This window comes from Nonomuraea sp. NPDC050536 (assembly GCF_044457685.1).
Lineage (GTDB): Bacteria > Actinomycetota > Actinomycetes > Streptosporangiales > Streptosporangiaceae > Nonomuraea.
Map to the genome: position 1 here is coordinate 114614 of NZ_JBITHD010000002.1, position 25704 is coordinate 140317.

General features: G+C 70.8%; 25 protein-coding genes. 13 read left to right on the forward strand and 12 right to left on the reverse strand.

Annotated elements, in window-relative coordinates; genetic code table 11:
- Nucleotides 1-2: 2 nt before the first annotated feature.
- On the reverse strand, nucleotides 3-1160 hold the full coding sequence (locus ACIBHX_RS07550) for a cytochrome P450 (RefSeq protein ID WP_397065234.1): 1158 nt from the start codon (nucleotides 1158-1160) through the stop codon (nucleotides 3-5).
- Between the two features lie 45 nt (nucleotides 1161-1205).
- Entirely contained in the window at nucleotides 1206-2846 is a 1641-nt protein-coding gene (locus tag ACIBHX_RS07555) for an MFS transporter (protein ID WP_397065236.1), read from the reverse strand.
- Here ACIBHX_RS07555 and ACIBHX_RS07560 point away from each other — a divergent pair.
- Entirely contained in the window at nucleotides 2809-3309 is a 501-nt protein-coding gene (locus tag ACIBHX_RS07560) for a MarR family winged helix-turn-helix transcriptional regulator (RefSeq protein WP_397065237.1), read from the forward strand. The two genes, ACIBHX_RS07555 and ACIBHX_RS07560, sit on opposite strands and share 38 nt — an antisense overlap.
- Before the next feature lie 186 nt (nucleotides 3310-3495).
- Here the strand turns inward: ACIBHX_RS07560 and ald are convergent, their stop codons facing one another.
- Together ald and ACIBHX_RS07570 are read right to left on the reverse strand one after the other, a co-directional pair.
- On the reverse strand, nucleotides 3496-4611 hold the full coding sequence (gene ald / locus ACIBHX_RS07565; RefSeq protein ID WP_397065239.1) for an alanine dehydrogenase: 1116 nt from the start codon (nucleotides 4609-4611) through the stop codon (nucleotides 3496-3498).
- Between the two features lie 95 nt (nucleotides 4612-4706).
- Nucleotides 4707-6089 carry an aspartate aminotransferase family protein gene (locus ACIBHX_RS07570; protein ID WP_397065240.1) on the reverse strand — a complete coding sequence of 461 codons (1383 nt, stop codon included), beginning with the start codon at nucleotides 6087-6089 and terminating at the stop codon, nucleotides 4707-4709.
- A gap of 231 nt (nucleotides 6090-6320) precedes the next feature.
- Here ACIBHX_RS07570 and ACIBHX_RS07575 point away from each other — a divergent pair, with 231 nt between their 5' ends.
- Nucleotides 6321-7664 carry a dipeptidase gene (locus ACIBHX_RS07575; RefSeq protein WP_397065242.1) on the forward strand — a complete coding sequence of 448 codons (1344 nt, stop codon included), beginning with the start codon at nucleotides 6321-6323 and terminating at the stop codon, nucleotides 7662-7664.
- Here the strand turns inward: ACIBHX_RS07575 and ACIBHX_RS07580 are convergent.
- Complete coding sequence (locus ACIBHX_RS07580) at nucleotides 7661-8170, reverse strand: pyridoxamine 5'-phosphate oxidase family protein (protein WP_397065244.1); 510 nt, start codon at nucleotides 8168-8170, stop codon at nucleotides 7661-7663. The genes ACIBHX_RS07575 and ACIBHX_RS07580 overlap by 4 nt on opposite strands.
- A 22-nt stretch (nucleotides 8171-8192) precedes the next feature.
- Entirely contained in the window at nucleotides 8193-8819 is a 627-nt protein-coding gene (locus tag ACIBHX_RS07585) for a winged helix-turn-helix transcriptional regulator (protein ID WP_397065246.1), read from the reverse strand.
- A 45-nt stretch (nucleotides 8820-8864) separates the two neighbouring features.
- Between ACIBHX_RS07585 and ACIBHX_RS07590 the strand changes: the two genes are divergently transcribed.
- From ACIBHX_RS07590 to ACIBHX_RS07620, 7 genes are all read left to right on the forward strand, one after another.
- Nucleotides 8865-9368 (forward strand): pyridoxamine 5'-phosphate oxidase family protein, encoded by a 504-nt coding sequence (locus ACIBHX_RS07590; RefSeq protein WP_397065248.1) that lies wholly within the window; start codon nucleotides 8865-8867, stop codon nucleotides 9366-9368.
- A 5-nt stretch (nucleotides 9369-9373) separates the two neighbouring features.
- Nucleotides 9374-10030 (forward strand): alpha/beta fold hydrolase, encoded by a 657-nt coding sequence (locus ACIBHX_RS07595; RefSeq protein ID WP_397065250.1) that lies wholly within the window; start codon nucleotides 9374-9376, stop codon nucleotides 10028-10030.
- 62 nt (nucleotides 10031-10092) lie between these two features.
- The gene (locus ACIBHX_RS07600) at nucleotides 10093-10656 is read left to right on the forward strand and encodes an ATP-binding cassette domain-containing protein (RefSeq protein ID WP_397065251.1); all 564 of its coding nucleotides are present in this window, start codon (nucleotides 10093-10095) and stop codon (nucleotides 10654-10656) included.
- Entirely contained in the window at nucleotides 10656-12698 is a 2043-nt protein-coding gene (locus tag ACIBHX_RS07605; RefSeq protein ID WP_397065252.1) for a YhgE/Pip family protein, read from the forward strand. Before ACIBHX_RS07600 ends, ACIBHX_RS07605 begins: the two co-directional genes overlap by 1 nt.
- Before the next feature lie 28 nt (nucleotides 12699-12726).
- The gene (locus ACIBHX_RS07610) at nucleotides 12727-13293 is read left to right on the forward strand and encodes a TetR/AcrR family transcriptional regulator (protein WP_397065254.1); all 567 of its coding nucleotides are present in this window, start codon (nucleotides 12727-12729) and stop codon (nucleotides 13291-13293) included.
- Nucleotides 13294-13317: 24 nt separating this feature from the next.
- Nucleotides 13318-13782: an RrF2 family transcriptional regulator gene (locus ACIBHX_RS07615; protein ID WP_397065255.1), complete on the forward strand. Its 465-nt coding sequence runs from the start codon at nucleotides 13318-13320 to the stop codon at nucleotides 13780-13782.
- A gap of 28 nt (nucleotides 13783-13810) precedes the next feature.
- Nucleotides 13811-14929 (forward strand): MFS transporter, encoded by a 1119-nt coding sequence (locus tag ACIBHX_RS07620; protein ID WP_397065256.1) that lies wholly within the window; start codon nucleotides 13811-13813, stop codon nucleotides 14927-14929.
- Here ACIBHX_RS07620 and ACIBHX_RS07625 read toward each other — a convergent pair whose 3' ends face one another.
- Nucleotides 14930-15451 carry a cysteine dioxygenase gene (locus ACIBHX_RS07625; protein WP_397065257.1) on the reverse strand — a complete coding sequence of 174 codons (522 nt, stop codon included), beginning with the start codon at nucleotides 15449-15451 and terminating at the stop codon, nucleotides 14930-14932.
- Between the two features lie 110 nt (nucleotides 15452-15561).
- Here ACIBHX_RS07625 and ACIBHX_RS07630 point away from each other — a divergent pair, with 110 nt between their 5' ends.
- The 3 genes from ACIBHX_RS07630 to ACIBHX_RS07640 all read left to right on the forward strand — a co-directional run bounded on the left by ACIBHX_RS07630 (nucleotide 15562) and on the right by ACIBHX_RS07640 (nucleotide 18555).
- Nucleotides 15562-16461 carry a LysR family transcriptional regulator gene (locus tag ACIBHX_RS07630; RefSeq protein ID WP_397065259.1) on the forward strand — a complete coding sequence of 300 codons (900 nt, stop codon included), beginning with the start codon at nucleotides 15562-15564 and terminating at the stop codon, nucleotides 16459-16461.
- Between the two features lie 10 nt (nucleotides 16462-16471).
- Nucleotides 16472-17095, forward strand: a complete 624-nt coding sequence (locus tag ACIBHX_RS07635) for a LysE family translocator (protein ID WP_397065260.1) — start codon at nucleotides 16472-16474, stop codon at nucleotides 17093-17095.
- 107 nt (nucleotides 17096-17202) lie between these two features.
- Nucleotides 17203-18555 (forward strand): hypothetical protein, encoded by a 1353-nt coding sequence (locus ACIBHX_RS07640; RefSeq protein WP_397065262.1) that lies wholly within the window; start codon nucleotides 17203-17205, stop codon nucleotides 18553-18555.
- Here the strand turns inward: ACIBHX_RS07640 and ACIBHX_RS07645 are convergent.
- From ACIBHX_RS07645 to ACIBHX_RS07665, 5 genes are read right to left on the reverse strand one after another with little or no spacing between them, the layout of a single operon-like run.
- Nucleotides 18536-20107: an acyl-CoA synthetase gene (locus ACIBHX_RS07645; protein WP_397065264.1), complete on the reverse strand. Its 1572-nt coding sequence runs from the start codon at nucleotides 20105-20107 to the stop codon at nucleotides 18536-18538. The two genes, ACIBHX_RS07640 and ACIBHX_RS07645, sit on opposite strands and share 20 nt — an antisense overlap.
- Nucleotides 20107-21255 (reverse strand): thiolase domain-containing protein, encoded by a 1149-nt coding sequence (locus tag ACIBHX_RS07650; protein WP_397065265.1) that lies wholly within the window; start codon nucleotides 21253-21255, stop codon nucleotides 20107-20109. The genes ACIBHX_RS07645 and ACIBHX_RS07650 overlap by 1 nt, the downstream gene beginning before the upstream one ends.
- Before the next feature lies 1 nt (nucleotide 21256).
- Entirely contained in the window at nucleotides 21257-22270 is a 1014-nt protein-coding gene (locus ACIBHX_RS07655; RefSeq protein ID WP_397065267.1) for a lipid-transfer protein, read from the reverse strand.
- On the reverse strand, nucleotides 22270-23169 hold the full coding sequence (locus tag ACIBHX_RS07660) for a Zn-ribbon domain-containing OB-fold protein (protein WP_397065269.1): 900 nt from the start codon (nucleotides 23167-23169) through the stop codon (nucleotides 22270-22272). Before ACIBHX_RS07660 ends, ACIBHX_RS07655 begins: the two co-directional genes overlap by 1 nt.
- Nucleotides 23159-24712, reverse strand: coding sequence for an acyl-CoA synthetase (locus ACIBHX_RS07665; protein WP_397065271.1), 1554 nt, complete (start codon nucleotides 24710-24712; stop codon nucleotides 23159-23161). The genes ACIBHX_RS07660 and ACIBHX_RS07665 overlap by 11 nt, the downstream gene beginning before the upstream one ends.
- Before the next feature lie 171 nt (nucleotides 24713-24883).
- On the opposite strand from ACIBHX_RS07665, the gene ACIBHX_RS07670 reads away from it, so the two are divergent.
- Nucleotides 24884-25690 carry a crotonase/enoyl-CoA hydratase family protein gene (locus ACIBHX_RS07670; protein ID WP_397065273.1) on the forward strand — a complete coding sequence of 269 codons (807 nt, stop codon included), beginning with the start codon at nucleotides 24884-24886 and terminating at the stop codon, nucleotides 25688-25690.
- The last annotated feature ends 14 nt before the right edge of the window (nucleotides 25691-25704 follow it).

The window sequence follows — 25704 nt, forward strand, 5'->3', positions numbered from 1 at the left end:
CATCAGCTCCGCAGGTTCACCGGGAGAGCGGTCAACCGGCTTCCCTGTATGCCGCCGAGGTCGGTCTGCTGGAGTTCGGTGAACGGCACCGCGAGGCGTGCGTCGGGGAAATGGGCCCGCACGACCTCTACGACCGCGCTCAGCTCGAGTTGAGCCAGTTGCGCTCCCGTGCAGTAATGGGGGCCGGCGCCAAAGGTGAGGTCCGGTCCGATCGAACGGCCGGGATGGAGGTTGATGCCCTGGATGTCGATGAGCACCGGGGAGCGGGCGGGGAGCCGGACTCCGGCGAGATCGATGTCGGCGGAGGTGAACCGCCACAGGGTGAAGGGCGCCGGCGCGTGCAGGCGCAGCGTCTCCTTGACGAACTCCTCGATCGTGGCTTCCTTCGCTGGGACGCGGTCGGCGTCGAAGACGCGGGCGAGCAGGAATCCCAGCGACGGGTCGGTGGTGAGCTGCCCGGCGTAGATCAGTGTGAAGATCAGGTAGTGCAGTTGTGTTTCGGTGAGCTCGTCGGGGACCCGTTCGCGTAGCTCGGCGGCCAAGCCGTGTGGGCCTTCGCTGAGCGCGGCGGCGGCCAGTTGCCCGAAGGCGGTCATCGCCGCCCCCACCTCCTGAGGGTTGGTGCTATGCATGCCCCGGCAGGCCGCGATGGCCTGCTCGATTCGGTCGAGTGGAACGCCGAGCACGTCGCAGACCACGGTGAGGGGGAACCGTGTGGTGAAGTCGGCCATCAGGTCGACCGTTTCACCGGTTGCGGCGAGTTCGGCGAGCTGGTCGCGGGCGAACCTCGTGATCCGTTCGGCATAGCCCTGCATCCGCCGAGCGGTGAAGAGCGGAGCGTGCGCTTGGCGCAGCCGGATGTGCGCCGGGCCGTCGAAGGTGGTCAGCGATGGCTGTGCGGCGGCGGTGGGTTCCAGGCCCGCGGTTCGCGGGTCCCAGTGCGCCGGCGCGTAGGCGGGGTCCTTCACGATGTGGGGGTGGACGAGGGCCTCGCGGGCGAGGGCGTCGTCGGTGATGATCCACACCGGGCCGCCGGCCGGTGCGTCTGCCCGGACGATGGGGCCTGCGGCGCGCAGGGCGGCTCGGGCGGGATGAGGTTCGCCGATACCGCGGACAGTCACGGCGAACGGGTCGACGGTGGCACGGGGCGCGTCGGTCATCAGGTCTCCTTGCGAGCTGTCTGGATCGGGGTGGTGAGGCATGCCTCACTCGTGAGGGGTCTGGGCGTGTTTGGGGAGGAGGAGCATGAGCGCGGCTGCGGCGATGTAGCAGGCGACCTGCCAGGGCAGGATCGCGGTGAGAGCGTCGCCGTAGGCGATGAGGCTGGAGGCTCCGTCGGTCAAGGAGTCGTCCAACCGGGTGAAGAACACGACACCGAGGACGGCGACGCCGAGCGCGTTGCCGATTTGGGTGAGGGTGGTGAGGACACCGCCCGCAGCGCCGGCGTCTTTGGCGGGAACCCCGGCGAGAATGACGTTGATCAGGGACGGGGCGGTGAGCCCCAGCCCCAGACCTCCCACGAACAGAGGCGTGGCCAATCCCCAGTAGGAGGGTTCGGCGCCATCGCCGACGATGAGAAGCAGCAGGATCTGCGATACGGCCAGGAGCAGTGCGCCGCAGAAGAGGAGGGCCCGACCGGCGCGGTGAGCGAACCGGACGCCGATCCCGGAGGTGATGATCGAAGCGATGGCGTAAGGCAGGATCACCAGCCCGGTTTCGAGGGCGGTACGTCCGGCGCCGAGCTGGAGGTACAGCGACAGGAGAAGAAAGAAGGAGCCGAGCGCTCCAAAGAACAGCAGGGAAACTGAAAGGCCGCCGGCGAAGGCGCGCACACGCAGGAGCGCGGGATCGAGAATCGGCTGCGCGCCGCGTACGACCAAGCGCCGTTGCCTGATGAGGAACAGAGCCGCCACCGGAACCGAGAGCGCCAGGATGGCGAAGCCCCACCAGGGCCAGCCCCACTCTCGTCCCTGCATCAGAGGCAGGAGAAGGAGCACTGCGGCGATGGCGGCAAGGACCGCGCCCGTCAGGTCCAGCCGGGTGTGGCCCGACGAGCGGGACTCGGGCATGGTTCGGGCCCCCACGATCAGCGCGATGATCGCGATCGGCACGTTGACCCAGAAGATCGCCCGCCACCCCAGACCGAACAGGTCGGCTTCGACCAAGAGTCCGCCGAGCAGCGGTCCGGCCACCGAGGCCAGGCCGAGCACGGCACCGTAGGCGCCCAGGGCCCTCGCGCGTGCGCCGGGCTCGAACGATGCGCGGATGATGCCGAACACCTGCGGGATCATCAGCCCCCCGGCCAGGCCTTGCGCGACCCGCATGCCGATCAGCGCACCGGGGTTCTGCGCCAGCCCGCAACCGGCCGAGGCCAGCATGAACGCGGCCAGGCCGAGCAGGAACACGCGGCGGCGGCCGTACAGGTCACCGATGCGGCCACCGGTGATCAGGCCTGATCCGACGGAGAGGGTGTAGCCGGCCAGCATCCATTGCAGGACGGCCTGGCCGGCGCCCAGGTCCTGGGCGATCGCCGGGGCCGCCACGCTGACGATCGTGGCGTCGAGGAGCTCCATGAAGGATGCGGTGAGGATCGCGGCCAGAACGACGGCGGCCGTGCGCCCGGACACAAGGGTGGCGGGCGGTGCTCCGCCGCCGTTGAGGTGAGTGGGTGTGGTCATGCTGCGCCGTACTCCTCTGCCGGAGGCGATGGGATAATATGACTGCGCAGCGCAGTGACTGCGTCGCGCAGTGAAAGTATCACGGATTTCACTGCGCGACGCAGCGATACTGAATGGGGTGGGTGTCGCGATGACGGCGGACAGGGAAGCGCAACTCTCCGAGATCACCAAGGACGTGGTGCCCAGCTGGGCGATCTTGGTCGTGCAGCTCAACAGCCTTGTCGCCGAGCGCCTGGGTGTCACCGACACCGACGTGCAATGCCTGCACGTGCTGGGCCGTCACGGTCCGACGACGCCGGGCATTCTGGCCAAGCATGTGAACCTCACCACCGGATCGGCCTCGCGCATGATCGACCGACTCGTCGCCGCAGACTGCGTCCGACGGGTGGCCGACCCCCACGACCGCAGGCGAGTGCTCATCGAGCCCACCCAGAACGGCCTCGACCGGGTCAGCGCCGCCTACTCAGGGCTGATCGCGCGCACGCGAGAGGACCTCGGCGACTTCGACGACGCGGAGCTCAGCACCATCGTCCGCTTCATGAGAACGGCCGAGCACAGCACCGCCGCGGAGATTCACCGACTCCAAACCGCGCCCGATGACGCGGAACGCCCCACGGGAACCCACGCGTAGCCCGTCGACCCGCTTTCTCGGAGCACGCGGCGTAGCCAAGGGTGAGCGTCGTACCTCGGGGCGCGAGGGTGCGTGGTCGGGTCGCTGTGGGCCAGGGTCGGCGGGCGGCGCCGGGGGTGAGATGGGCAGAGGGCCCGGCCCGAGGGTGTCGGGGCGGGCCCTCTGGTGGGGCTGTCTGGAGAAGGGTTAGGCGGAGAGGACCTCGGGGACCGAGGTGAAGGGGAGCGCGAGCGCGTCCGCCACCGGCTTGTTGGTGAGCACGCCTGCGTGGGTGTTGAGGCCGCCCGCGAGCCCGGCGTCCGCCTTGAGCGCCTCCTTCCACCCCAGGTCCGCGAGCTTGACCGCGTACGGGAGGGTGGCGTTGGTGAGGGCGTAGGTGGAGGTGTTGGCCACCGATCCGGGCATGTTGGCCACGCAGTAGAAGACCGACTCGTGCACCTTGTAGGTGGGCTCGGCGTGCGTGGTGGGCCGGGAGTCCTCGAAGCAGCCGCCCTGGTCGATGGCGATGTCGACGAGCACGGAGCCCGGCTTCATGCGGGAGACCAGGTCGTTGGAGACCAGCGTCGGGGCCTTGGCACCGGGGATGAGCACGGCGCCGATGACCAGGTCGGCCGCCAGGACCTCCTGCTCGATGGCGTAGGCGTTGGACACCAGCGTCTTGAGCCGGCCCTGGTAGATGGCGTCGATGAAGCGCAGCCGGTCGACGTTGGTGTCGAGGACGGTGACGTCGGCGCCCATGCCGACGGCGATCTGCGCAGCGTTGAGGCCGGAGACGCCGCCGCCGATGACGACGACCTTGGCCGGCGCGACGCCGGGGACGCCGCCGGGCAGGACGCCGCGGCCGCCGTTGAAGCGCATCAGGTTGTAGGCGCCGACCTGCGGGGCCAGGCGGCCCGCGACCTCGGACATCGGGGCGAGCAGCGGCAGCGCGTTGCCCACCTGGACGGTCTCGTAGGCGATGCCGGTGGTCTTCGACGTCAGCAGGGCGTCGGTGCAGGGGCGGGAGGCGGCCAGGTGCAGGTAGGTGAAGAGCACCAGGTCCTCGCGGAGGCGGTGGTACTCCTCCGCGATCGGCTCCTTGACCTTGAGCACCATGTCGGCCTCGGCCCATACGGCGTCGGCGCTCTCGATGATCTTCGCGCCCGCTGCCAGGTACTCCTCGTCCGTGATGCTCGAGCCCAGGCCCGCGCCGCGCTGGACGGTGACGTCGTGGCCGTGGCGAACCAGCTCGTGCACGCCCGCCGGAGTGGCGGCGACGCGGTATTCGTGGTTCTTGACCTCGGCGGGCACGCCGATCTTCATCGCAGGGTCCTTTCAGGAAATATCCGGTACGGCGTGCCGTACCTCATCGTGGGGGGACGGGTCCGGTACGGCATGCCGTACCGGACCCAGGAGCGTCAAAGCCGAGCAGACGCTTCGGTGAGGACGCCGCGCAGGATGGAGCCGATCTCGTCGAACTCCTTGGGCCCGGCGATCAGCGGCGGGGCGAGCTGGATGACGGGGTCGCCGCGGTCGTCGGCGCGGCAGTAGAGCCCGGCGTCGAACAGCGCCTTGGACAGGAAGCCGCGCAGCAGCCGCTCCGACTCCTCGTCGTTGAACGTCTCCTTGGTGGTCCTGTCCTTGACCAGCTCGATGCCGTAGAAGTAGCCCGCGCCGCGCACGTCGCCGACGATCGGGATGTCCTTCAAACCATCCAGGACGCCCCTGAAGACCGGCTCGTTCTTGGAGACGTGGCCGAGCAGGTCCTCGCGCTCGAAGATGTCCAGGTTGGCCAGCGCGACCGCGGCGGAGACCGGGTGGCCGCCGAAGGTGTAGCCGTGGGCGAACATGGAATCGCCGTCCTTGAACGGCTCGAAGAGCCGCTCGTGCGCGATCATGGCGCCGATCGGCGAGTAGCCGCTGGTCATGCCCTTGGCGCAGGTGATGATGTCGGGCACGTAGTCGTACTTCTGCCCGCCGAACATCGTGCCGAGGCGGCCGAAGGCGCAGATGACCTCGTCGGAGACGAGCAGCACGTCGTACTGGTCGCAGATCTCGCGCAGGCGCTGCCAGTATCCGGGCGGCGGCGGGAAGCAGCCACCGGCGTTCTGCACGGGCTCGGCGAAGACGGCGGCCACGGTCTCGGGGCCCTCGAACTCGATGGCCTGCGCGACCCGGTCGGCGGCCCAGCGGCCGTACTCCTCCTCCGACATACCGGATACGCCGGAGGACTCCTCGGCCCGGTAGTAATTGGTGTTCGGAACCCGGATCGAGCCGGGTACGAGCGGCTCGAACGGGGCCTTGAAGGCCGGGATGCCGGTGATCGACAGGGCGCCATGCGGGGTGCCGTGGTAGGCGATGTTGCGGCTGATGACCTTGTGCTTGAGCGGCTTGCCCTTGAGCTTGAAGTACTGCTTGGCCAGCTTCCATGCCGTCTCGACGGCCTCGCCGCCACCGGTGGTGAAGAAGACCCGGTTCAGCTCGCCCGGGGCCTCAGCCGCCAGCCTGGCCGCCAGCTCGGCGGCCTTGGGGTGGGCGTAGGACCAGAGCGGGAAGAAGGCCAGCTCCTGGGCCTGCTTGGCGGCGGCCTCGGCCAGCTCGCTGCGCCCGTGACCCACCTGGACCACGAACAGGCCTGCCAGGCCGTCCAGATAGCGCTTGCCGTGGATGTCGTAGATGTACGACCCCTCACCGCGGACGATGGTCGGGATCTCGGACTGCTCGTAGGAACTGTGTCGGGTGAAGTGCAACCACAGGTGATCCTGCGCGGCCTTGAGGATCTCGTTTTCCGGCTGCGTCATCGTTATCTTCCCTCGTGTCTGAACTCCCCACAGTCTGCATGCTCACCTGCGGTTTGCCAAGCGAAAGCGTCGCAACACTCTGCAAGAAATTCGAGATTCGCAGAACCGGTATGTAACAGCTGCGAAATCCGCATGTAGATTTGGGTCCGGGACACCCGCCTTTCCATCGTGCGGAACCTTCTGTGATCCAATGAGACGTACCTGTCGAGAACCCACCCGGGGGACCATCCCGTGACTCCTGACCAGATCCAGAGCGCCGTCGCGGCGGCGATGCCGCAGGCGGTTGAGGACCTCAAGCGCCTGTCCGCCATTCCGTCCGTGGCCTTCCCCGGGCATCCCGAACAGCCCGTCCTGGCCGCCGCGGCCGTGACCGAGGAGCTCCTGCGCAGCGCCGGACTGCCGCACGTGCAGCAGATCCCGGTCGAGGGCAGCTTCCCCGCCGTGTACGGCGAGGCCCCCGCGCCGCCCGGCGCGCCCACGGTGCTGCTGTACGCGCACTACGACGTGCAGCCGCCCGGCGACCCCGCCGCCTGGCGCACGCCCCCGTTCGAGCCCACCCTGATCGACGGCAAGCTGTACGGCAGGGGCACCGCGGACGACAAGTCCGGCATCATCTCCCACGTGGCCGCGCTGCGCGCCTTCCAGGGGCGGTTCCCCGTCGGCATCAAGGTCATCGTGGAGGGCCAGGAGGAGTACGCGGGCGAGCGCCTTGAGGCGTTCGTCGACCGGAACCCGGACCTGCTGCGGGCCGACGCGATCGTGGTCGCCGACACCGGCAATCCGCGCGTGGGCGACCCGTCGGTCACCACCTCGCTGCGCGGCATGGCCGCCTTCACCATCGAGGTCCGCACGCTCAAGGAGCCCGTGCACAGCGGGCAGTTCGGCGGCGCGGCGCCCGACGCGCTGGCCGCCCTGATGCGGATGCTGACCGCGCTGCACGACGAGAACGGCGACATCCGCGTTCCCGGCCTGCCGCGCGGCGCGTTCCTGGGCCAGGGGCCGTCGGAGGACGAGTTCCGCAAGACGGTGGGGGTGCTGGACCAGGTTTCGCTGGTCGGTTCCGGCTCGCTGGCCGACCGGCTGTGGTCCTCCTACGCGATCACCGTCACCGGCCTGGACGTGCCGAATGTGTCGGGCGCGATCAACGCCGTCCAGGCGGTGGCCAGGGCCCGCGTCACGGTCCGTGTCCCCCCGGCCGGCGACCCGAAGACCACGGTCGACGCGGTGATGGACTTCCTCCGGCAGGTCACGCCGTGGAGCGCGAAGGTGACGATCACCGACTTCGTGGTCGGTTCCGGCTTCCACGCCGACTCCGGCGGCAAGGCGCGCGCCGCGGTCAACCGGGCGATGGAGCGCGCCTTCGGCCGCCCGCCGCGCGACGTGGGTGCCGGCGGCTCGATCCCGCTGGTGAACACGCTGGTCAAGCAGTTCCCCGCGGCGGAGATCCTGCTGTTCGGCGCCGAGGACGAGGACGCCGCCACGCACGCGCCCAACGAGCGGGTCGACCTGGAGGAGCTGCACCGGGTGGCCCTCACCGAGGCGCTCTTCCTGCTGGAGCTGGCCCAGGACGCCTAGGCCGCGGGGAAGCGATACCTGGTCTGGGCGAAGTCGCCCTTCCTGAACGAGAACACCACGACCGGCGCCACCTGGAACACCAGCGCCCGGCCGCCGCCCTCGGTCAGGAAGGCGCCGTCGCCCACCTGGAAGGCCCACTCGGGCCCGTACTTGCCGACGTAGGCCTCGGCGACGGCCTTCAGCGCCCCGGTGTCGCGCACCGGCTCGGCGACGCCCTCCACGACGACGTCGAGGCCGCCGCTCATCGAGCTCACCCCCGTGGTGAGCGCGACGTTGCGGTTGGCCTCGAGATTGAGCGCCTTGCGCTCCTCCGGGCCGGTGGTGAAGTACATCGAGCCCTCGTGCCAGAGGGCGATCAACGTGGTGACGTGCGGCCGCCCCTCGGGGCGCACGGTCGTCAGCCAGTACGTCTCCGCCCTGGCCAGCTGCTGCCTGGCCTGCTCCCACGGGGTGGCCTCGGCGCCCTCGGCGCTGTAGCGCGGGTCGATCTCGGTGATGGGTTCCATACCTGTGTAGACGGCTCCCGGGTCAGGAACTCATCGCGGGGCGCGGGAAGAGCCCGAGAAACCGCTCGACGACCGTGAGGTCACCGGTGACCATGGCGGGATCCACGGCCCGCCCCTCGAAGACCAGGGCGCGCAGCGTGTCCGGGTCCGTCTCCAGCACGGCGTCGGCGCCGCCGGAGGCCCTGGTCAGCGCGAGTCCGCCGGGCGAGACGGAGGCCTGGAAGCGGTTGTGGTCCAGCCGCAGCTCCACCACGGCAGCGAAGCCGCGCGCCGCCTCGGCGTCGAAGGTGGACTTCAGCGCCGTCATCAGCGCGTCCACGCTCAGCGAGGCCGCGGACGTCATCGGCGCCTGCGAACCCCATCTGGCCAGCGCGAGCACGACCGGCTCCAGCGCCAGCCCGCGCTCCGTCAGCTCGTAGATCCAGCTAGCCGCCGGCGGGGGCAGCTTGCGCCGCCGTACGATCCCTGAACCCTCCAGCTCGCGCAGCCGCTGCGACAGCACGTTCTGGCTGGCGGACGGCAGGCCCGCGCGCAGGTCGGTGAAGCGCTTGGCGCCGAGCAGCAGCTCGCGCACGACCAGGAGCGCCCACCGCTCTCCCACGTGATCGAGTGCCCGGGCGACCCCGCACGGGTCGTCGTAGCTCCGCATCGCCACCTCTTGTCATCTAGGACCATCTAGTCCTAGTTTAGGACTATGGACGTGAACACGCTACCCCAGGGAGATGTCCGGCTGCTCGCCCACGAGGTGGCCCAGCAGCTGCTCAGCGGCACGGAGCTGGCCAGGATCGCCTACGTGGCCGCCGACGGGACGCCGCGGGTCTTTCCGACGATGTTCCAGTGGACGGGCGAGGAGTGGGTGATGGGGACGTTCCCCAGGAGCGCCAAGATCGCCGCGCTGCACGCCAGGCCGGACGTGGCCATCACCATCGACACCGCCTCGTTCCCGCCGCAGCAGCTGCTGCTGCGCGGCAAGGCGGAGGTCACCGACGTCGAGGGCGTCGTGCCCGAGTACGCGCAGGCCCACTACCGTTACGCGGGTCCCGAGCAGGGCGCCAGGAACATCGCCGAGGTCGACAAGCCGGGCCTGCGGATGGTCAGGATCGCCGTACGGCCGACCTGGGTGGGCGTGCTCGACTTCCAGACGCGACTGCCCGGCGGCGCGACGCCCGATGAGTTTGCCCGGCGCGGGCGGTCATAACCGATATGACGACTTTCGCGCTGATCCACGGTGGCGGCGGCAGCGCCTACGACTGGCACCTGGTCGAGGCCGAGCTGCGCGCCAGGGGCCACGACACCGTCGCGATCGACCTGCCCGTCTCCGATCCCGAGTCGACCCTGTGGGACTACGCGGACGCGGTGGTCAAGGCCACCGCGAACCGCGAGGACCTGGTGGTGGTCGCCCACTCCTGGGGCGGCTTCGTCGGCCCGCTCGTCTGCGAGCGCGCCAGGGCCAGGGCCCTGGTCATGCTCACCGCGATGATCCCGGCCCCGGGCGAGGCGCCCGACGACTGGTGGGAGCGCTCCGGGTACCCGTCGTCGGGGATCGAGGACGAGATCGAGCTGTACATGCACGACGTCCCGCGCGACCTGACGGAGGCGGTGCTCGCCCACGACAGGGCGGTGTCCAAGGACATGAACATGGCCAGAGCAGGGCGCGAGCCCTGGCCACTGGCCGCCTGGCCGGACGTGCCGACGCGCTACCTGCTCTGCCGCGACGACCGCTTCTTCCCGCCCGGCTTCGTGCGCGGGCTGGTCAGGGAGCGGCTCGGCATCACGCCCGACGAGCTGCCCGGCAGCCACATGGCGATGCTGTCGCACCCGCGCGAGCTGGCCGACTACCTGGTGAGCATCCTCACATAGCACTCCATTTGCGGATGAACTATCTTTTGAACTGACCGGTCAGTTCAAAAGATGGAGCCGCAGTGATCGTCGCCAAGGGCCTAACGGTCGAGGGGGTGTACCCCGCGACCTCGCTCGAAGCGGGCAAGGGCACGCTCACCGTGGTCGCGGGCCAGACGGGCAGCGGGCGCACCAGCCTGCTGCTCACGCTGGCCGGGCGGATGAAGCCTACGGGCGGCACGCTGAGCGTCGCCGGGCACACCCGCCCGCGCGCGATCCGCCGCGTCGCCTCCCTCGCGCTGGTCGACGGCGTCACCGATCTCGACCGCTCGCTCACGGTCGCCGAGCACCTGCGCGAACGCCGGCGCAAGCCGTACACACAGGCGCTGAAGACGGCGGGCCTGGACGTCGACCCGCGCACGCTCGCACGCGAGCTCGACAGGGAGCAGCAGGTACGGCTGGGCGTCGCGATGGCGTTGCTGGACGAGCCCGCCGTGATCGTGGCCGACAACCTCGACGCCGGGCTGCCCGACGGGCACCAGGACAGGCTCTGGGCCATGCTCCGCGAACTGACCGCCAAGGGCTTCACCGTGGCCGCCTCCTGCGTGCAGGCCCCGGCCCGGTTCGACCACCTCGTGGAGTTGTGATGAAGGGCATGCTGCGTTCCCGGCTGACACGGGCGGCGCTGGCGGCGGTGGTCGTGCTGCCGCTGCTGTACGCGGGGCTGTATCTCTGGTCGTTCTGGAACCCGCAGGGCAACCTCGACAGGCTGCCGGTGGCGCTGGTCATGGAGGACCGGCCGTCGGGTGACCTGCACGCCGGCCAGGACCTGGCCGACGAGCTGGAGTCCCGCAGGATCTTCGGCTGGCACAGGGTCAGCGCGCAGGAGGCTGCCGACGGGGTGCGCGACGGCAGCTTCTACCTCGCGCTCACCATCCCCGCCGACTTCAGCACCAGGCTCGCCTCGCCCGCCGAGAAGGGGACGCCGAGCCCGGCACAGCTGGGACTGCAGGTCGACACCGGGCGCAGCTACATCATGGGCACGATCTCCGACTCGGTGTTCAACGAGGTCAAGGCGGCCGCCGCGCGCACCGCGATCCACGGCTACTTCGACAACGTCTTCGTCTCCATCGGCGACATCCACGACAAGACCGACCAGGCGGCCGACGGCGCGGGCAAGCTGCACAACGGTGCGCTCAAGGCAGGCAACGGCGTCTCCAAGCTCAATGACGGCCTCGGCACCGCCGAGAACGGCGCGCAGCAGCTCTCGTCCGGCCTGAGCACCGCGGGCACCGCCAGCGGCAGGCTGCACGACGGTTCCGCCCAGGTCACCCAGGGCATCGGCAAGGCGCGCGACGCGATCGGCACGCTCAACGACGGCATGGCCAAGCTCGAGCGCGGCACCGGCAAGCTCTCCGACGGCGCGAACCAGGCCTACCGGCAGGTGCATGCGCAGATCGGCGCGGTCAACCAGCTCGCCGACAGGTACGTGCCCGTGCTGAACGAGTACGGCCCGCGGATCGCCGACGACGCCGAGGCTCTGGCCCAGCTCGCCGACCAGGTCGACGGCAACCCCGAGCTGGCCGCCAAGGCCCGCGAGGTGGCGGCCACCGCGCGCAGGATCGCCGACGTGGCGCCCGGGCTCGGTGACAAGGTGGACGGCGTGCGCGGCAAGGTCAACCAGCTCGACGACGGCCTGGCCAAGCTGGCGGACGGCGCGGCGACGCTGGACGCGGGCGTCGGCAAGGCGGGCCGCGGCACGGCCAAGCTCTACCAGGCCTCCAACAAGCTCTACAACGGTTCGCAGCAGGTCACCGACGGCATCGGCAAGCTCGGCGGCGGCCTGGTCCGGCTCAGCGACGGCGCCAGCCAGCTGCAATCGGGCGTCGACAAGCTGCACGACGGCGCGGGCAAGGTCGACAGGGGCATGAACCAGCTCGCCAAGGGCTCGGCCGACCTGGCCGACGGGCTCGGCGACGGCGCCAAGCAGATCCCGGCCTACTCCGCCCAGGAGCGCGATGCCCGCTCCGACATGATGAGCGACCCGGTACGGCTGGCCAAGTCGGTGGACAACGCGGTGCCCAACTACGGGACCGGGTTCGCCCCGTTCTTCCTCCCCTTGGCGCTGTGGGTGGGCGCGATGATCGCCTACATGGTGCTCAAGCCGCTCAACCAGCGCAGGCTCGCGGGCACCTCGGGGGCGCTCGGGATCGCGCTGTCGGGTTGGCTGCCCGCCGTGGGGCTGGGCGCCGCGCAGGTCGGCGTGCTGCTGGCGGTGCTGCGGTTCGGGCTCGGGCTCGAGGCAGAGCACTGGGCCGGGGTGGCGGGGCTCCTGCTGCTGGCCGTGGCCGCGTTCCTGGCCGTCGTGCAGGCCATCAACGCGCTGCTCGGGGCGCCCGGACGGGTGGTCGCGCTGGCGCTGCTGATGCTCCAGCTGACCTCGGCCGCGGGGACCTACCCGATCGAGACCTCGCCCGGCTTCTTCCAGACGATCTCGCCGTGGCTGCCGATGAGCTGGGTGGTGTCGGCGCTGCGCCGCCTGATCAGCGGTGGCGACCTGACCGTGGTGTGGCAGGCTTGCGGCGTGCTGTCGGCCTTCCTCGTCCTCGGGCTCGCACTCACCACGCTGGCCGTGGAGCGCAGCCGTACCTGGTCCATCAAGCGCCTGCACCCGGAGCTGGCCCTGTGAGAGAGCGCAGACCGACGGAGTCGGGCCGATGACCAGACAGGACACCCGGCTGAAGGTGTTCGGGGCCGCCGTCGAGCTGATCGCCGAGCAGGGGTACTCGGCGACGACCGTCGACGCCATCGCCGAACGGGCCGGGGTCGCCAAGGGCACCGTGTTCTACAACTTCGGCAGCAAGGAGGGCCTGTTCTCCGCGCTGCTCGAGCACTCGACAGGCAAGCTGGCCGACGCGCTGTCCGCGGCCGCCGTCGGCGACACCGCGCTCGAGGCGCTCGACGGCGTGGTGCTCGGGCAGCTGCGCTTCTTCGAGGAGTACGGGCCGTTCGCCCGCGTGCTGCTGGCAGAGATGTGGCACGCGGCCTGGCAGGAGGCGGTGGCCCGGCTGCGCGAGCAGGTCCTCGGGGTGTACGCGGGGGTACTGCGGAGGGCGGTCGAGAGCGGCGAGATCCGGGCCGACCTGGACGTGGATACCGCCGCGACCGCGGTCTTCGGCATGGTACTGACGGTCTCGATCGAGCACCGGGTACTGCATCCGGAGCGGCCGGTGACCGACGTGCACGCCACGCTCGTCGACCTGATGCACGGCCGCCTCCGCTAATCGGGACGTGTAATATCCCCTTTTATGCGGATCGGTGAAGGGGTTGAGTGGGGGCTGCACTGCTGCCTCACGCTGGCCTGGCTGGACGACGAGCCCGTTTCGACGGCAAAGTTCGCCACGCTCTTCGAGCTGCCGCCCGCCTACCTGAAGAAGCGGCTGCAGGCGCTCGTGCGTGCCGGGATCCTCGTCTCCACCCCGGGCGCCAGGGGCGGTTTCCTGCTGGCCAGGCCGCCGGAGAAGATCACCCTGATGGACGTCGTGGCCGCGGTCGAGGGGCCGGACGAGGCGTTCCGCTGCACCGAGATCCGGCAGCACGGCGTCGCCCACACTCAGGAGTTCGACCGCCCGTGCGGCGTCGCCACCGCGATGCGCAAGGCGGAGCTGGCCTGGCGGCGCGAGCTGGCCACCCAGACGATCGCCGACCTCGTCGCCACCGCCCCCGCCGGGGCGGCCGCGCGCATGCGGCAGCGCCACGCCCGCCTCACCTAGCGCTTTTTTCATGGAAGGAATCGGTACATTGAATATCCCGATTCGGACGCTTGCCGTCGGCACCTTCGCGGTCGGGACAGACGCCTTCGTGGTGGCCGGGTTCCTGCCCGCGATGGCCGCCTCGCTCGGCGTCTCCCCCGCCGCGGCCGGGCAGTCGGTGACCGTGTTCGCCGCGGCGTACGCCGCCGGGTCGCCGGTGCTGGCCACGCTGACCGCCAAGCTCCCGCGCCGCCCGCTGCTGGTGAGCGCGCTGGTCGTGCTGGGCCTGGCCAACCTGGGCTCGGCGCTGGCGCCCAACCTGGCCGTCCTGATGGTCACCAGGGTGGTGGCGGCGTTCGGCGCGGCGGCCTACACGCCGAACGCGGGCGCCGTGAGCGCTTCGCTGGTCGGGCCGGAGAAGCGGGCCAGGGCGCTGTCGGTGGTCGTGGGCGGGCTGACGATCGCCACCGCGCTCGGCGTGCCTCTGGGCGGCCTGGCGGGCCGGCTGCTCGGCTGGCGGCCCGCGCTCGGGCTGGTGGCGGCGGTCTGCCTGCTGGTCGCCTGCTGCGTCCGCGCCGTCCTGCCGACGCTGCCCGGCAACCCCCGTGTCACCCTCCGCACGCGCCTTGGCGCACTCCGGCGGCCCGGAGTCCTCCCCGTGCTTGGCCTGACCGTCCTGGGCATGGCCGCGAGCTACACGGCCTACGCCTACAGCGCCCCCGCCCTGGCCGCCGTCGGCATCACCACGCCCGCCCCGATGCTCTTCGTGTACGGCGTCGGCGCCATCGCCGGCAACCTGGCCGCGGGCCGCGCCACCGACCGCTGGAACGCCCTGGTGGTCCTCCGGTCCGGCTACGCCCTGATGGCCGCCGCCCTGGCCGCCCTCGCCCTCCTGGCCGCCACGGGCGCCACTATCCCGGCCCTGGTCGGCGTCCTGATGACGGCCTGGGGTGCGAGCAGCTGGTGCCAGACCCCGCCCCAGCAACACCGCCTCATCGGCATCGCCCCCGACGCGGCCGCCCTGCTGGTCTCGCTCAACTCCTCCTGCATCTACCTGGGCATCGGTCTCGGCACCGCGCTGGGCGCCCTCACCCTCCCCGCCGTCTTCGCCGTCGGCGCCGCGCTGGCCGTACTGGCCATCCCGCTGACAGCGGCGAGAACCCGATGATCAGGCCCTCACGGGGAGGTCGTAGACGCGGCGGACACTGCTGCCGAGTTTGGCGACGTCGGCGCCGTAGACGTGGAGGGAGACGCCGATCTCCGAGCTGGTGTTCTGGACCTTGTGGATGTCCCCGGGCGGGGCGAAGCCGCTGACCTCGCCGGGCATGTTGGCGGCCCGCCCGATCTCCACCAGGTGGTCGCCCATGTCCCGGTAGAGCGTCTCGTACTCGATGCCGGACAGGATCCCGAACGCGCACCACGACACGTGATCGTGGATGATCGTGCCCTGGCCCGGCCGCCACACGACGGACACGATCGAGAAGTCATCCTGGCAGTAGAGCGGCTTGGAGACGTACCCGTCGGGCGAGCCCTCGCGCTCCTCCTCGGTCAGGATGTCCAGCCCCGGCAGCCCCGCGCGCAGCAGATCCGCCACCGCGAACGCCGTCTCCCGCAGGGGCATCCGCCTGGCCGCGATCCGGTCGATGTCCGTGACGAGCTCGTCCAGTCCCGGGCGCACGATAGTATTCATGGTTTCCCCCTAGGAAATAAAGCCATCAACCCTTCCCCTTCTACGGTGCTCCATCCGGATAAATAGGTCCAACAGAAGTCTTTGGGCCTATTCATAGATAAGCTTGATGAATGCTCGATGTCGTACGGCTCCGCGTCCTCGTCACCGTGGCCAGGCGCGGCTCGCTCACCGCGGCGGCCAAGGAGCTGCACTACTCCCAGCCGTCCGTCAGCCACCACCTGGCCCGCCTGGAGGCCGAGACGGGCGCCAAGCTGATCCAGCGGGCCGGGCGCGGCATCCGCCTGACGGAGGCGGGCAAGCTGCTCGCCGAGCGCGGCGCGGAGATCATCGGCCGGCTCGACGCCGCCTCCGAGGAGCTCGCCTCGCACGTGGGCCTGCGTTCGGGCCGCGTACGGCTGGCCGCCTTCCCCTCCGCGCTCGGCACGTTCGTCCCCGCGGCCGTGACGCGCCTGGCGAGCTCGTACCCGGGGCTGCGGCTGAACCTGACGGAGACCGAGCCGCCGGAGGCGATGCGGCTGCTCCGGTCGGGCCGGGTGGACGTGGCCGTGGTCTTCCGCTACGACGACACCGCGCCTGAAGACGGCGACATCCAGCTGATCCCGCTCTTCGACGACCCCAGTTACCTGCTGTCGCCCACCCCTCCCGGGGAGCTGTGGGAGCACGCGGACTCGTCGTGGATCGCCGGGTGCGACCGCTGCAGGAGCCACCTGCTCGAGATCTGCGGTGCGGCGGGATTCGAGCCGCGGATCTCCTTCACCAGCGACGACATCGTGGCCGTGCAGGCGCTGGTGGCCGCGGGCATGGGCCTGACGCTGCTGCCGGGACTGGCACTGAGCGCCCACCGCAACCCCGACATCCACATTCGCGAGGTTCCCGGCTCGACCAGGCACGTCTACGCCGCGGTGTACGGTGACCCGCCCCACCCGCCGTCCACCGAGGCCCTGCTGTCGACGCTCCTCGCGGCCGCACCCGCGCAAAACCCTCTGGCATCACAACCGCTGCCTTCCTAAGCTGGGCGACATGCCCAGCCCCAGCACGCTGGCGCTCTTCTGCGCCGCCACCCTCGCCCTGCTGCTCGTACCCGGTCCCGCGGTGCTCTTCATCGTCACCCGCAGCGTCGCCCAGGGCAGAGCCGCGGGCCTGATCTCGGTGCTCGGCGTGCACGCGGGCTCGCTGGTGCACGTCGTGGCCGCCGCGCTGGGCATCAGCGCGCTGCTCGCCGCCTCGGCGACCGCGTTCACCATCGTCAAGTACGCCGGCGTCGCCTACCTGGTCTACCTGGGCGTCCGCAAGCTCATGCGGGGCAAGCCGATCGAGGAGCCGCTCGAGCCGCAGATCAAGTCCAAGCGGCGCATCCTCAGCGAGGGGTTCGTCGTCAACATCCTCAACCCGAAGACCGCCATCTTCTTCATGGCGTTCCTGCCCCAGTTCACCAACCCCGCGGCGGGGCACGTCTGGGCGCAGATGCTCGTCCTCGGCCTGATCTTCACCGCGCTCGGCATGGTGACCGACGGCTCCTACGCCTTCATGTCCTCGGCCGTGGCGGGCCGCTTCCGGAGCTCCACCACCGCCCGCCGCCGCCTCGACATCGGCAGCGGCCTGGTCTACCTCGGCCTCGGCGCCTTCCTGGCCACCTCGAAATAGCGCGAGAAAGGGCCGATCTGCCATGCCGGTCGAAGTCGCTCAGGAGGCGTAAGACCGACGGCATCAAAGGTCGTGCCTCGAGTGAAGGTCGGTGGGATAGTGAGGTAGTGGCGGACATCGTCCCTCTGGCCGCGGACACCGCGCTCGACGAGCTTTCCGACCGCCTGGACGCGTGCGGCGACTTCTCCGAGCTGATCGCCTCCGTCCCCCCGCTGCTCGCCGAGTTCCCCGACAGGCGCCGCCTGTGCGGATACCTCGGCTGGTTCCCCGACAGGCGCCGCCTGTGCGGATACCTCGGCTGGTTCGCCGACCGGGCCGCCGTCGCGGGGGCGGCCGACGCCGCCGTGGTGCTGGCCGGGATGGCCGTGGAGGTCCTCGAGGAGCAGGGCACCGACCGGGTGCGGCTGGGCATGGCGCTGGCCACCCTCGGCAGGCTGGAGTACGAACGCGACACCCCCGACCTCGAGCCGCTGGAGCGCGCCGCCGACCTGTGCGACGACATGGACGAGCCGGTCGTCGCCGCCACCGTCTACGCGCATCTGGGCGCCACGCTCGCCGCGCTCGACCGACCGAAGGACGCGCTGGCCGCCATCTCCTGGTCACTGGCCGAGCAGGATCGGGTGCTCATCGCCCGGCCCGACCTGCGGCCGGCGCTGCGCCCCCTGCGCGCGGAGGCCGACCGCGTGCGCGGGCTGGTGCTGCGCGAGCTGGGCCGCGCCAGGGAAGCCATGGACTACCTGGCCAGGGCCATCGAGGCCGCCACCCCGCACACCCCCGCGCAGCGCGTACGGCTGGCCGAGGCGGCCGCCGCCGTGGTGGACGACCTGCTGGCCGAGGGCCGCCCGGAGGAGGCCACGCCGTACGCGCGAGCCGCACTCGAAGCCCTGGCGCCCGGTGCGGACGGTGCGCCGGTGAAGGTGGCGCTGGCCAGGCAGCGGCTGGTGCGGTGCCATCTGATGCGCGGCGAGCTCGAGGCGGCCAACCCGGTCATCGAGGAGCTCATCGCGCTGGCCAGGCAGGAGCCCGGCGAGCCGACCTTCCGCGCGGTGCTGGCCGACTCGCTGGCCCAGAGCGCCGAACTGCTGCCGTTGCTCGGCCTGGACGACGGGCCGGAGGCCGAGGCGCGGGCCAAGGAGTCGATCGGGATCTACGACGAGCTGCTTGCCGCCGGGGTCGACGCTGAAGGCGTGCACACGGGCAGGTCGGCGGCGGCGCTGGCGCTGGCGTGCGCCCTGGAACTGCGCGGCGCCTACGCCGAGGCGGTCGGGCCGCTGCGCGAGGCGGTGTCGGCGCTCGAGCGCTTCGCGCCGGGCAACCGGGCGCTGAACGCCTACCTGGCCAGGGCGCTGCTCATGCTGGGTGACGCGCTGGTGGAGGCCGACCAGGCCATGGAGGCCACGCTGGTGCTGCGCCGCGCCACCCAGGTCGAGGGCGAGCTGCTCACGAGGAAGCCGCGCTAGCGGTCTCCTTGGCCCAGCGGTAGTCGGCCTTGCCGGCGGGCGACCGTACCATCTCGGCGACGAAGGCGTAGGTCCGCGGCACCTTGTAGCTCGACAGCCGCTCCCTGCAGTGCGCGTCCAGCGCGGCGGCGGTGACCTCGATCCCTGGCCGGGGTTCGACGACGGCCGCCACCCTGGTCCCCCACCGCTCGTCGGGGATCCCGGTGACGACCGCGTCGAACACCCCGGGGTGCCCCTTGAGCACGGCCTCCACCTCCTCGGGGAAGACCTTCTCGCCGCCGGTGTTGATGCACTGCGAGCCGCGCCCGAACACGTTGACGGTCCCGTCGGCGTCGACGGTCGCCAGGTCACCGGTCAGCAGCCACCGGGTGCCGCCGGCGTCGGTGACGAACGTGCGGGCGGTCTTGTCCGGGTCGTTGTAGTAGCCGAACGCGATCCTGCCTGCCTTGGCCACGGTGCCCAGCTGACCCTCGCCGACCGGCTTGAGATTCTCGTCCAGCACGGCCAGCCGCGAGGTCGCGTTCGGCTGGTAGCGCAGCCCCTTCTCCGGCGAGGAGCCGGCCACGCCGGAGGCCGTGTAGCCGGACTCGGTCGAGCCGAAGTTGTCGAGGATCATCACGTTCGGCAGCAGCTCCTGCAGCCGTTCGCGCACCGAGCCGGACAGGATCGCGCCCGTCGAGCCCACCACGAACAGCGAGGACAGGTCGTAGGACCCCGTCTCCAGCGCCTCCGCCAGCGGCCTGGCCATCGCGTCGCCGGTGATGGTGATCGTGTTGACCCGCTCGCGCTCGATCGTGCGCCACACCTCGCCGGCGTCGAACTTGCGCACCAGGACCATGGTGGCGCCCATCCACCACGCGATGAACGTGGCCATCTGCGCCGCGCCGTGCATCAGCGGCGGCGCCGCCATCATGATCATCGAATTGGCCTTGGCCGCCTCGTCGATCACCTCCTGCGGTGTCGCGCGTGGCTCGCCGTACGGGTTGCCGCCGCCGAAGGCCATGAACAGGTCCTCGCAGCGCCACATCGCGCCCTTGGGCATGCCCGTGGTGCCGCCGGTGTAGATGATGTACACGTCCTGCCCCGACCGCTCGGGGAAGCCGCGGCCCGCCGTACCGCTCTCCAGGGCCTTGCCGTACGGCACGGCCGCGCCGATGGCCGACTGCCCGCCCACCGAGACCAGGTGAACCCCGTCGGGCACGACGGCGGCCACCCGGGCGTCGAACTCCACGTCGTAGACCAGCGCCACGAGGCCGGAGTCCTGGTAGAGGTAGCGCAGCTCGGCCTCGACGTAGCGGTAGTTGACGTTGATCGGCACGGCGCGCAGCTTGAGCGCGGCCAGGTGCGTCGCCAGGTACTCGATCCCGTTGTAGAGCTGGATCCCCACGTGGGCGCCCGGGCCGACGCCCAGGCTCGCCAGGTAGTGGGCCACGCGGTTGGCCTCGGCGTCCAGCTCGGCGTAGGTCCGCTTCTCCGCGCCGCAGACGATCGCCACCCGGTCGCCGATCGCGTCGGCCAGGCCCTCGAACAGGTCGGCGTGGTTGAACTCCATCAGGGCTTCTCCCGTCCCACGACCCACATCGCGAAGAACTGCGCCCCGCCGCCGTAGGCGTGGCCGAGCGCCCGCCGCGCCCCGTCCACCTGGTGCTCGCCCGCCATGCCGCGCACCTGCAGCGCCGCCTCGGCGAAACGGATCAGGCCGGAAGCGCCGATCGGGTTGGACGACAGCACGCCGCCGGAGGCGTTCCACGGGATGTCGCCGTCGAGCGCGGTCGCGCCGGACTCGGTGACCTTCCAGCCCTCACCCTCGGCCGCGAAGCCCAGGTTCTCCAGCCACATCGGCTCGTACCAGGAGAACGGCACGTACACCTCGGCCGCGTCGATCTGCCGCCGCGGGTCGGAGATGCCGGCCTGCCGGTAGACGTCGGCGGCGCAGTCCTTGCCGGCCTGCGGGTTCACCGTGTCGCGCCCGGCGCGGAAGATCGGCTCGGAGCGCATCGCGGTGCCGTGCACCCAGGCGGGCGTGCCCGTGACGTGCTTGTCCGATGCCAGGACCATCGCGCAGGCACCGTCGCTGGACGGGCAGGTGTCCAGGTAGCGGATCGGCTCCCACAGCATCGGCGTCGACTCGACCATCTCCAGGCTGATGCCGGGGATCTTCAGGTGCGCGTAGGGATTCTTCAACGCGTTCTGCCGATCCTTGACGGCCACCAGGTGGCCGATGTGGCCGGGCGCGCCGGATCTGCGCATGTACTCCCTGATGTGCGGGGCGAAGTAGCCGCCCGCGCCCACCACCAGCGAGGAGTTGAACGGCAGGTGCGTCGACAGCGCCCAGGTCGCGTTGGACTCCGACTGCTTCTCGAAGGCGACCACCAGCACCCGGTCGTGCACCCCGCCCTGGATCAGCGAGGCCCCGACCAGCGCCGTCGAGCCGCCGACGCTGCCCGCGGTGTGCACGCGCATCATCGGCTTGCCCGCCGCGCCCAGCGCGTCGGCCAGGTACGCCTCGGGCATCATCACACCCTCGAACAGGTCGGGCGCCTTGCCGATGACGACGGCGTCGATGTCCTTGAACGTCAGCCCGGCGTCCTCCAGGGCGCGGATCGCCGCCTCGCGGACGAGCCCGGCGATGGAGACGTCGCGCCGTTTGGTCGTGTAGTGGGTCTGGCCCACGCCGATGACAGCACAGGGGTTGCCCATCTCACGCCTCCAAGACCGTGACGAGGTTCTGCTGCAGGCACGGCCCGCTCGTGGCGTGCGCGACGGTACGGCTCGCGCCCTCATGGATCCTGCGCGCCGCCTCACCGATGCGGATCAGGCCGGTGGCCATGACCGGGTTGGCCGCCAGCGGCCCGCCCGACGGGTTGACCACCGTGTCGTCCGGGAGTTCGAGCGCGTCCCTGAGCAGGATCTCCTCGTGGCTGAACTGGGTGTGCAGCTCGGCCACCTCGACGGGAGCCTTGCCGACCCCCGCCGCGCGGGCGGCATCGGCGGCGGAGGCCGACAAGGCCAGGTCTCGCATGCCCAGATAGTGGGGTTCTATGCGATGCGCGATACCCCTGATGTAGGCGGGACGCTCGCACAGCTCGCGCGCCAGGTCCCCGGCGGCCAGCACGACGGCCGCCGCCCCGTCGGTGATCGGCGCGATGTCGCCCGCCTTGAGCGGCTCGACCACGAAGTCCCCTACCTCGTCGGGCAGGTCGAGCGCGTAGGGGTTGTCCCTGCCGGCCGTACGGCTGCGCCGGACGATCTCGTCGAGCCGGGCGCGGTCGGCGTCGACGGCGGCGGCCTGGAGCGCGGCGTAGGACAGCTGGTCGAGACCGAGCGGCGCCAGGTAGTAGGGGTCGAGCTGCAGCGTCATGATCGTGCGCAGGTCGCCCAGCGAGGACTTGCCGAAGCCGTAGACGAGCGCGGAGTCGACGTCGCCGTGCTGCAGCCGGACCCAGGCCTCGTACAGGGCCCAGGCGCCGTCCATCTCGACGTGGCTCTCGGAGATCGGCGGCCAGGCGCCGATGGCGTCCAGCGCGGAGACGAACGAGAACGGCGCGCCTGCCAGGTAGTCGCAGCTGCCTGAGCAGGTGAAGCCGAAGCGCGCCAGGCCGGTGCGCTGCTTGACCTCGTTGATCACCGGGAGGATGAACTCCGGCTCCGACAGCCCGCTGTCGTGGGGGGTGTGGCGGGTCTGGGCGAAGGCCACGATCGCTACGTCACGCATCACAGCTCCACGTCGGGCTCGCCGGTCGGTGCGAACCACCGGATGTTGGACATCGACGGGCCGCGTTCCGCCTCGGGGACCCATTCGGCCCTGACCCGCATGCCCTGGCGTACCTCGTGCGCGGGGACACCGCCGACCAGGGTGATCATCGGGATGTCCGCGCCGTCGAGCAGGATGTAGGCCGAGACGAAGGGCACCTCGGGGGCGCGCGGGTCGGGCAGGTTGTTGATGGCGAAGGTGGTGATCGTGCCGGTGTCGGGCAGCTCGATCTCCTCGGCGATCGCGCTGCCGCACTGCGGGCACGAGCGGCGGTAGGGGACGTACACCTTGTCGCAGGTGGCGCAGCGCCCGCCGAGGAAGACGCCGCGCTCGATCCCGTCGAGGAACCTCCTCAGCGCTCCCCCGGCCTGGAGGCGGTAGGCGCTCCGCACGTTGGACACGATCCTCGTCACCTCGGGCGCGAAGTGCTCGATGTCGGTGATCTGGCCGGTGCGCCGCGAGCGCCAGACCGGCCACACGCGGGCGCCCCGTGCCAGCGCCTTGGGGTTGCCCGCGTCCACGGCGTGCACGAGCGCGGTGTCGGCGCCGTCGAGCTCGATCAGCGCCCAGGCGAACGGGCGGTCGAGCGGGTGCTCGGGTAACGGATCGCTCACCCAGGCCCAGCTCCTCACGGTGCCGGCGGGGCCGACCTCGACGTACTCGCCGGTAACCGGCTCCCCGGTGGCCGGGTCGTACTCCAGCGGCGGCACCAGGACCCGGCCCTCGGCGGTGCGGACGCCGACGATCCGCCCGTTGCGCAGCTCGGTCAGGAAGCGGCCGATGACCGGGCCCGTCGTGCGGGTGTAACCGCCGGGGAACTCCAGGACGTGCTCGGCCACCAGCGGTTCTTCAGATGGCACGGTCGTGGCCCTCCCAGTAGGGTGCGCGGAGCTTGCGTTTGAGGAGCTTGCCGTTGGGCTCGCGGGGCATCTCCTCGATGAAGTCGATGGATCTGGGCCACTTCATGCGCGCCAGCCGTCCCTCGAGCGAGGCGAGGATCTCCTGGGCCAGCTCGGGGCCCGGTTCGGAGCCGGGGGCGGCCTCGACGACGGCCTTGATCTGCTCGCCCCACTCCTCGTCGGGGATGCCGAACACGGCCACGTCGGCGACCTTGGGGTGGATCATGATCTCGTTCTCGATCTCGGCCGGGTAGATGTTCGCGCCACCCGAGATGATCATGTCGGCCTTGCGGTCGCAGAGGAACAGGAAGCCGTCCTCGTCGAGATAGCCGATGTCGCCGACGGTGAAGTGCTCCTTCAGCCTGTTGGCCTCGGTCTTGTCGGGGTCGCCCTTGTAGACGAAGCCGGTGCCGAGCATCTTCATGTAGATCGTGCCCGGGGTGCCGGTGGGGACGGGCTGGCCGGCGTCGTCGACGATGAGCAGTTCGCTGATCGGCCAGGCGGTGCCGACCGTGCCGGGGTGGGACTTCCAGCCCTCGGGGGTGGCCAGCGTGCCGCCGCCCTCGGTGGCCGCGTAGTACTCGTAGATGCAGTCGCCCCACCACTCGAACATCGCCCACTTCACCGGGACGGGGCAGGGGGCCGCCGCGTGGATCATCCACTTGAGGCTGGACAGGTCGTACTTGCTCCGGGTCTCCTCGGGCAGGGCGAGCAGGCGCTTGAAGTGGGTGGGGACCATGTGCGAGTTGGTGACCCCGTACCGCGCGCACAGGCGCAGGGTCTCCTCGGCGTCCCACTTGTCCATGTAGACGAGCGTGTGGCCCATGTGCAGCGCGGTCCCGCCGAACTGGGTGACCGCCGTGTGGTAGTTCGGCGAGGTGACCAGGTGCGCGTTGGGCTGTCCCGGGGTGATGCCGAACAGGCCGGGCAGGAAGGCGAGCAGCTCCGCCGCATCGTCCGGGTCCAGCCCGCTCAGCGGCCGCTTGACGCCCTTCGGCTTGCCCGTGGTGCCCGAGGTGTAGTGCATGGTGGCCCCCGCCGTGCGGCCCTCCGGCGTCGTGTCCGGCTGCCCGTCGGTGAGCTCGCCGATCTGGCGGAAAGGCACAGGAGGTACGGCGGAGCCGATCAGGAAGCGGCGCTCCGGGGTGATCGCCTCGGCGCCGCGCGCGCCCTCGGCCAGGTAGCGCTCGTCCACGATGAAGGCCTTGGCCTCGCTGTCGGCCACGATGTAGGCGATCTCCGGCCCGGTCAGGTGCCAGTTGATCGGCGTGTAGTACCACCCGGCCTGCAACGCCGCCAGGTAGAGCGCCAGCCCGTCGACGCCGTTGGGCACGAGCCCGCAGACGCCGTCGCCGGCCTCGAGCCCCAGCGAGCGCAGCCCGTGCACCAGCCGGTTGGCTTGAGCCAGCACATCACCAGCGCGATGTTCGCGGCCGTCGGGATCGACCGCGGCGATCCAGTCCGGATCCGCCTGCGCCAGCCTCCAGAAACCGAGCGTGCCCATGGGGACTCCTCAGGCCGTCAAATGAGAACCTGTTCTCGTTTGCCAAGGCAGCGTAACCCTGTCGCCGAGACCGTAGCAAGCGCTTGATTCTGCGCCGGACGATGTCGTCGTCTCCGCGCGCCTGACAAGGTAGCCTTCCACCAAGCGCTTGCTCAATAAGGGAGGCACTCCGTGGAGACACTGCCCATCAGCACCCCGCACTGCCGCGTCGAGCGCGACGGCCACGTCGTGATCGTCACCATGGACCGGCCGGAGGCGCGCAACGCGCTGTCCACGGACATGCTGGTGGGCCTGGCCTCCGCCTGGGCCTACGTGTCACAGGAGCCGGGCGTCCGGGTGGCCGTCCTGACCGGGGCGCACGGCGTGTTCTGCGCGGGGGCCGATCTCAAGGCCATGGGCCGGCCCTCTGACGACCCGTCGGTGCGCGAGCGGGCGGCGCAGATCGCCGACTTCCACTGGAAGGGGCTGCTGCGCGAGGACCTGCCCACCAAGCCGATCGTGTGCGCGGTCGAGGGCTACGCGGTGGCGGGCGGCACCGAGCTGCTGGTGGGCACGGACCTGCGGGTGGTGGCGGAGTCGGCCACGCTGGGCCTGTTCGAGGCCAAACGGGGACTGTTCCCGATGGGCGGCAGCGCGGTCCGGCTCCCCCGGCAGATCCCCTACTGCCACGCCATGGACCTGCTGCTCACCGGCCGCGCCATCACGGCGGCGGAGGCGCTGTCGATGGGCCTGGTCAACCGGGTCGTGCCCGACGGGCAGGCCCTCGCCGTCGCGCGGGAGATCGCCGACGACCTCGCGGCCTCCGCGCCGCTGGCCGTACGGGCGATCCTGCGGACCTATCGCGACACGCTCGGGATGGACGAGGCCGAGGCGCTGAAGGTGTCGGACGAGCTGGGCTGGCCGGTGATCGGGTCCGAGGACGCCAAGGAGGGCTCGCGAGCCTTCAAGGAGAAGCGCCCCGCCGTCTGGCACGCCTAGCCCGAGCGCCGCGG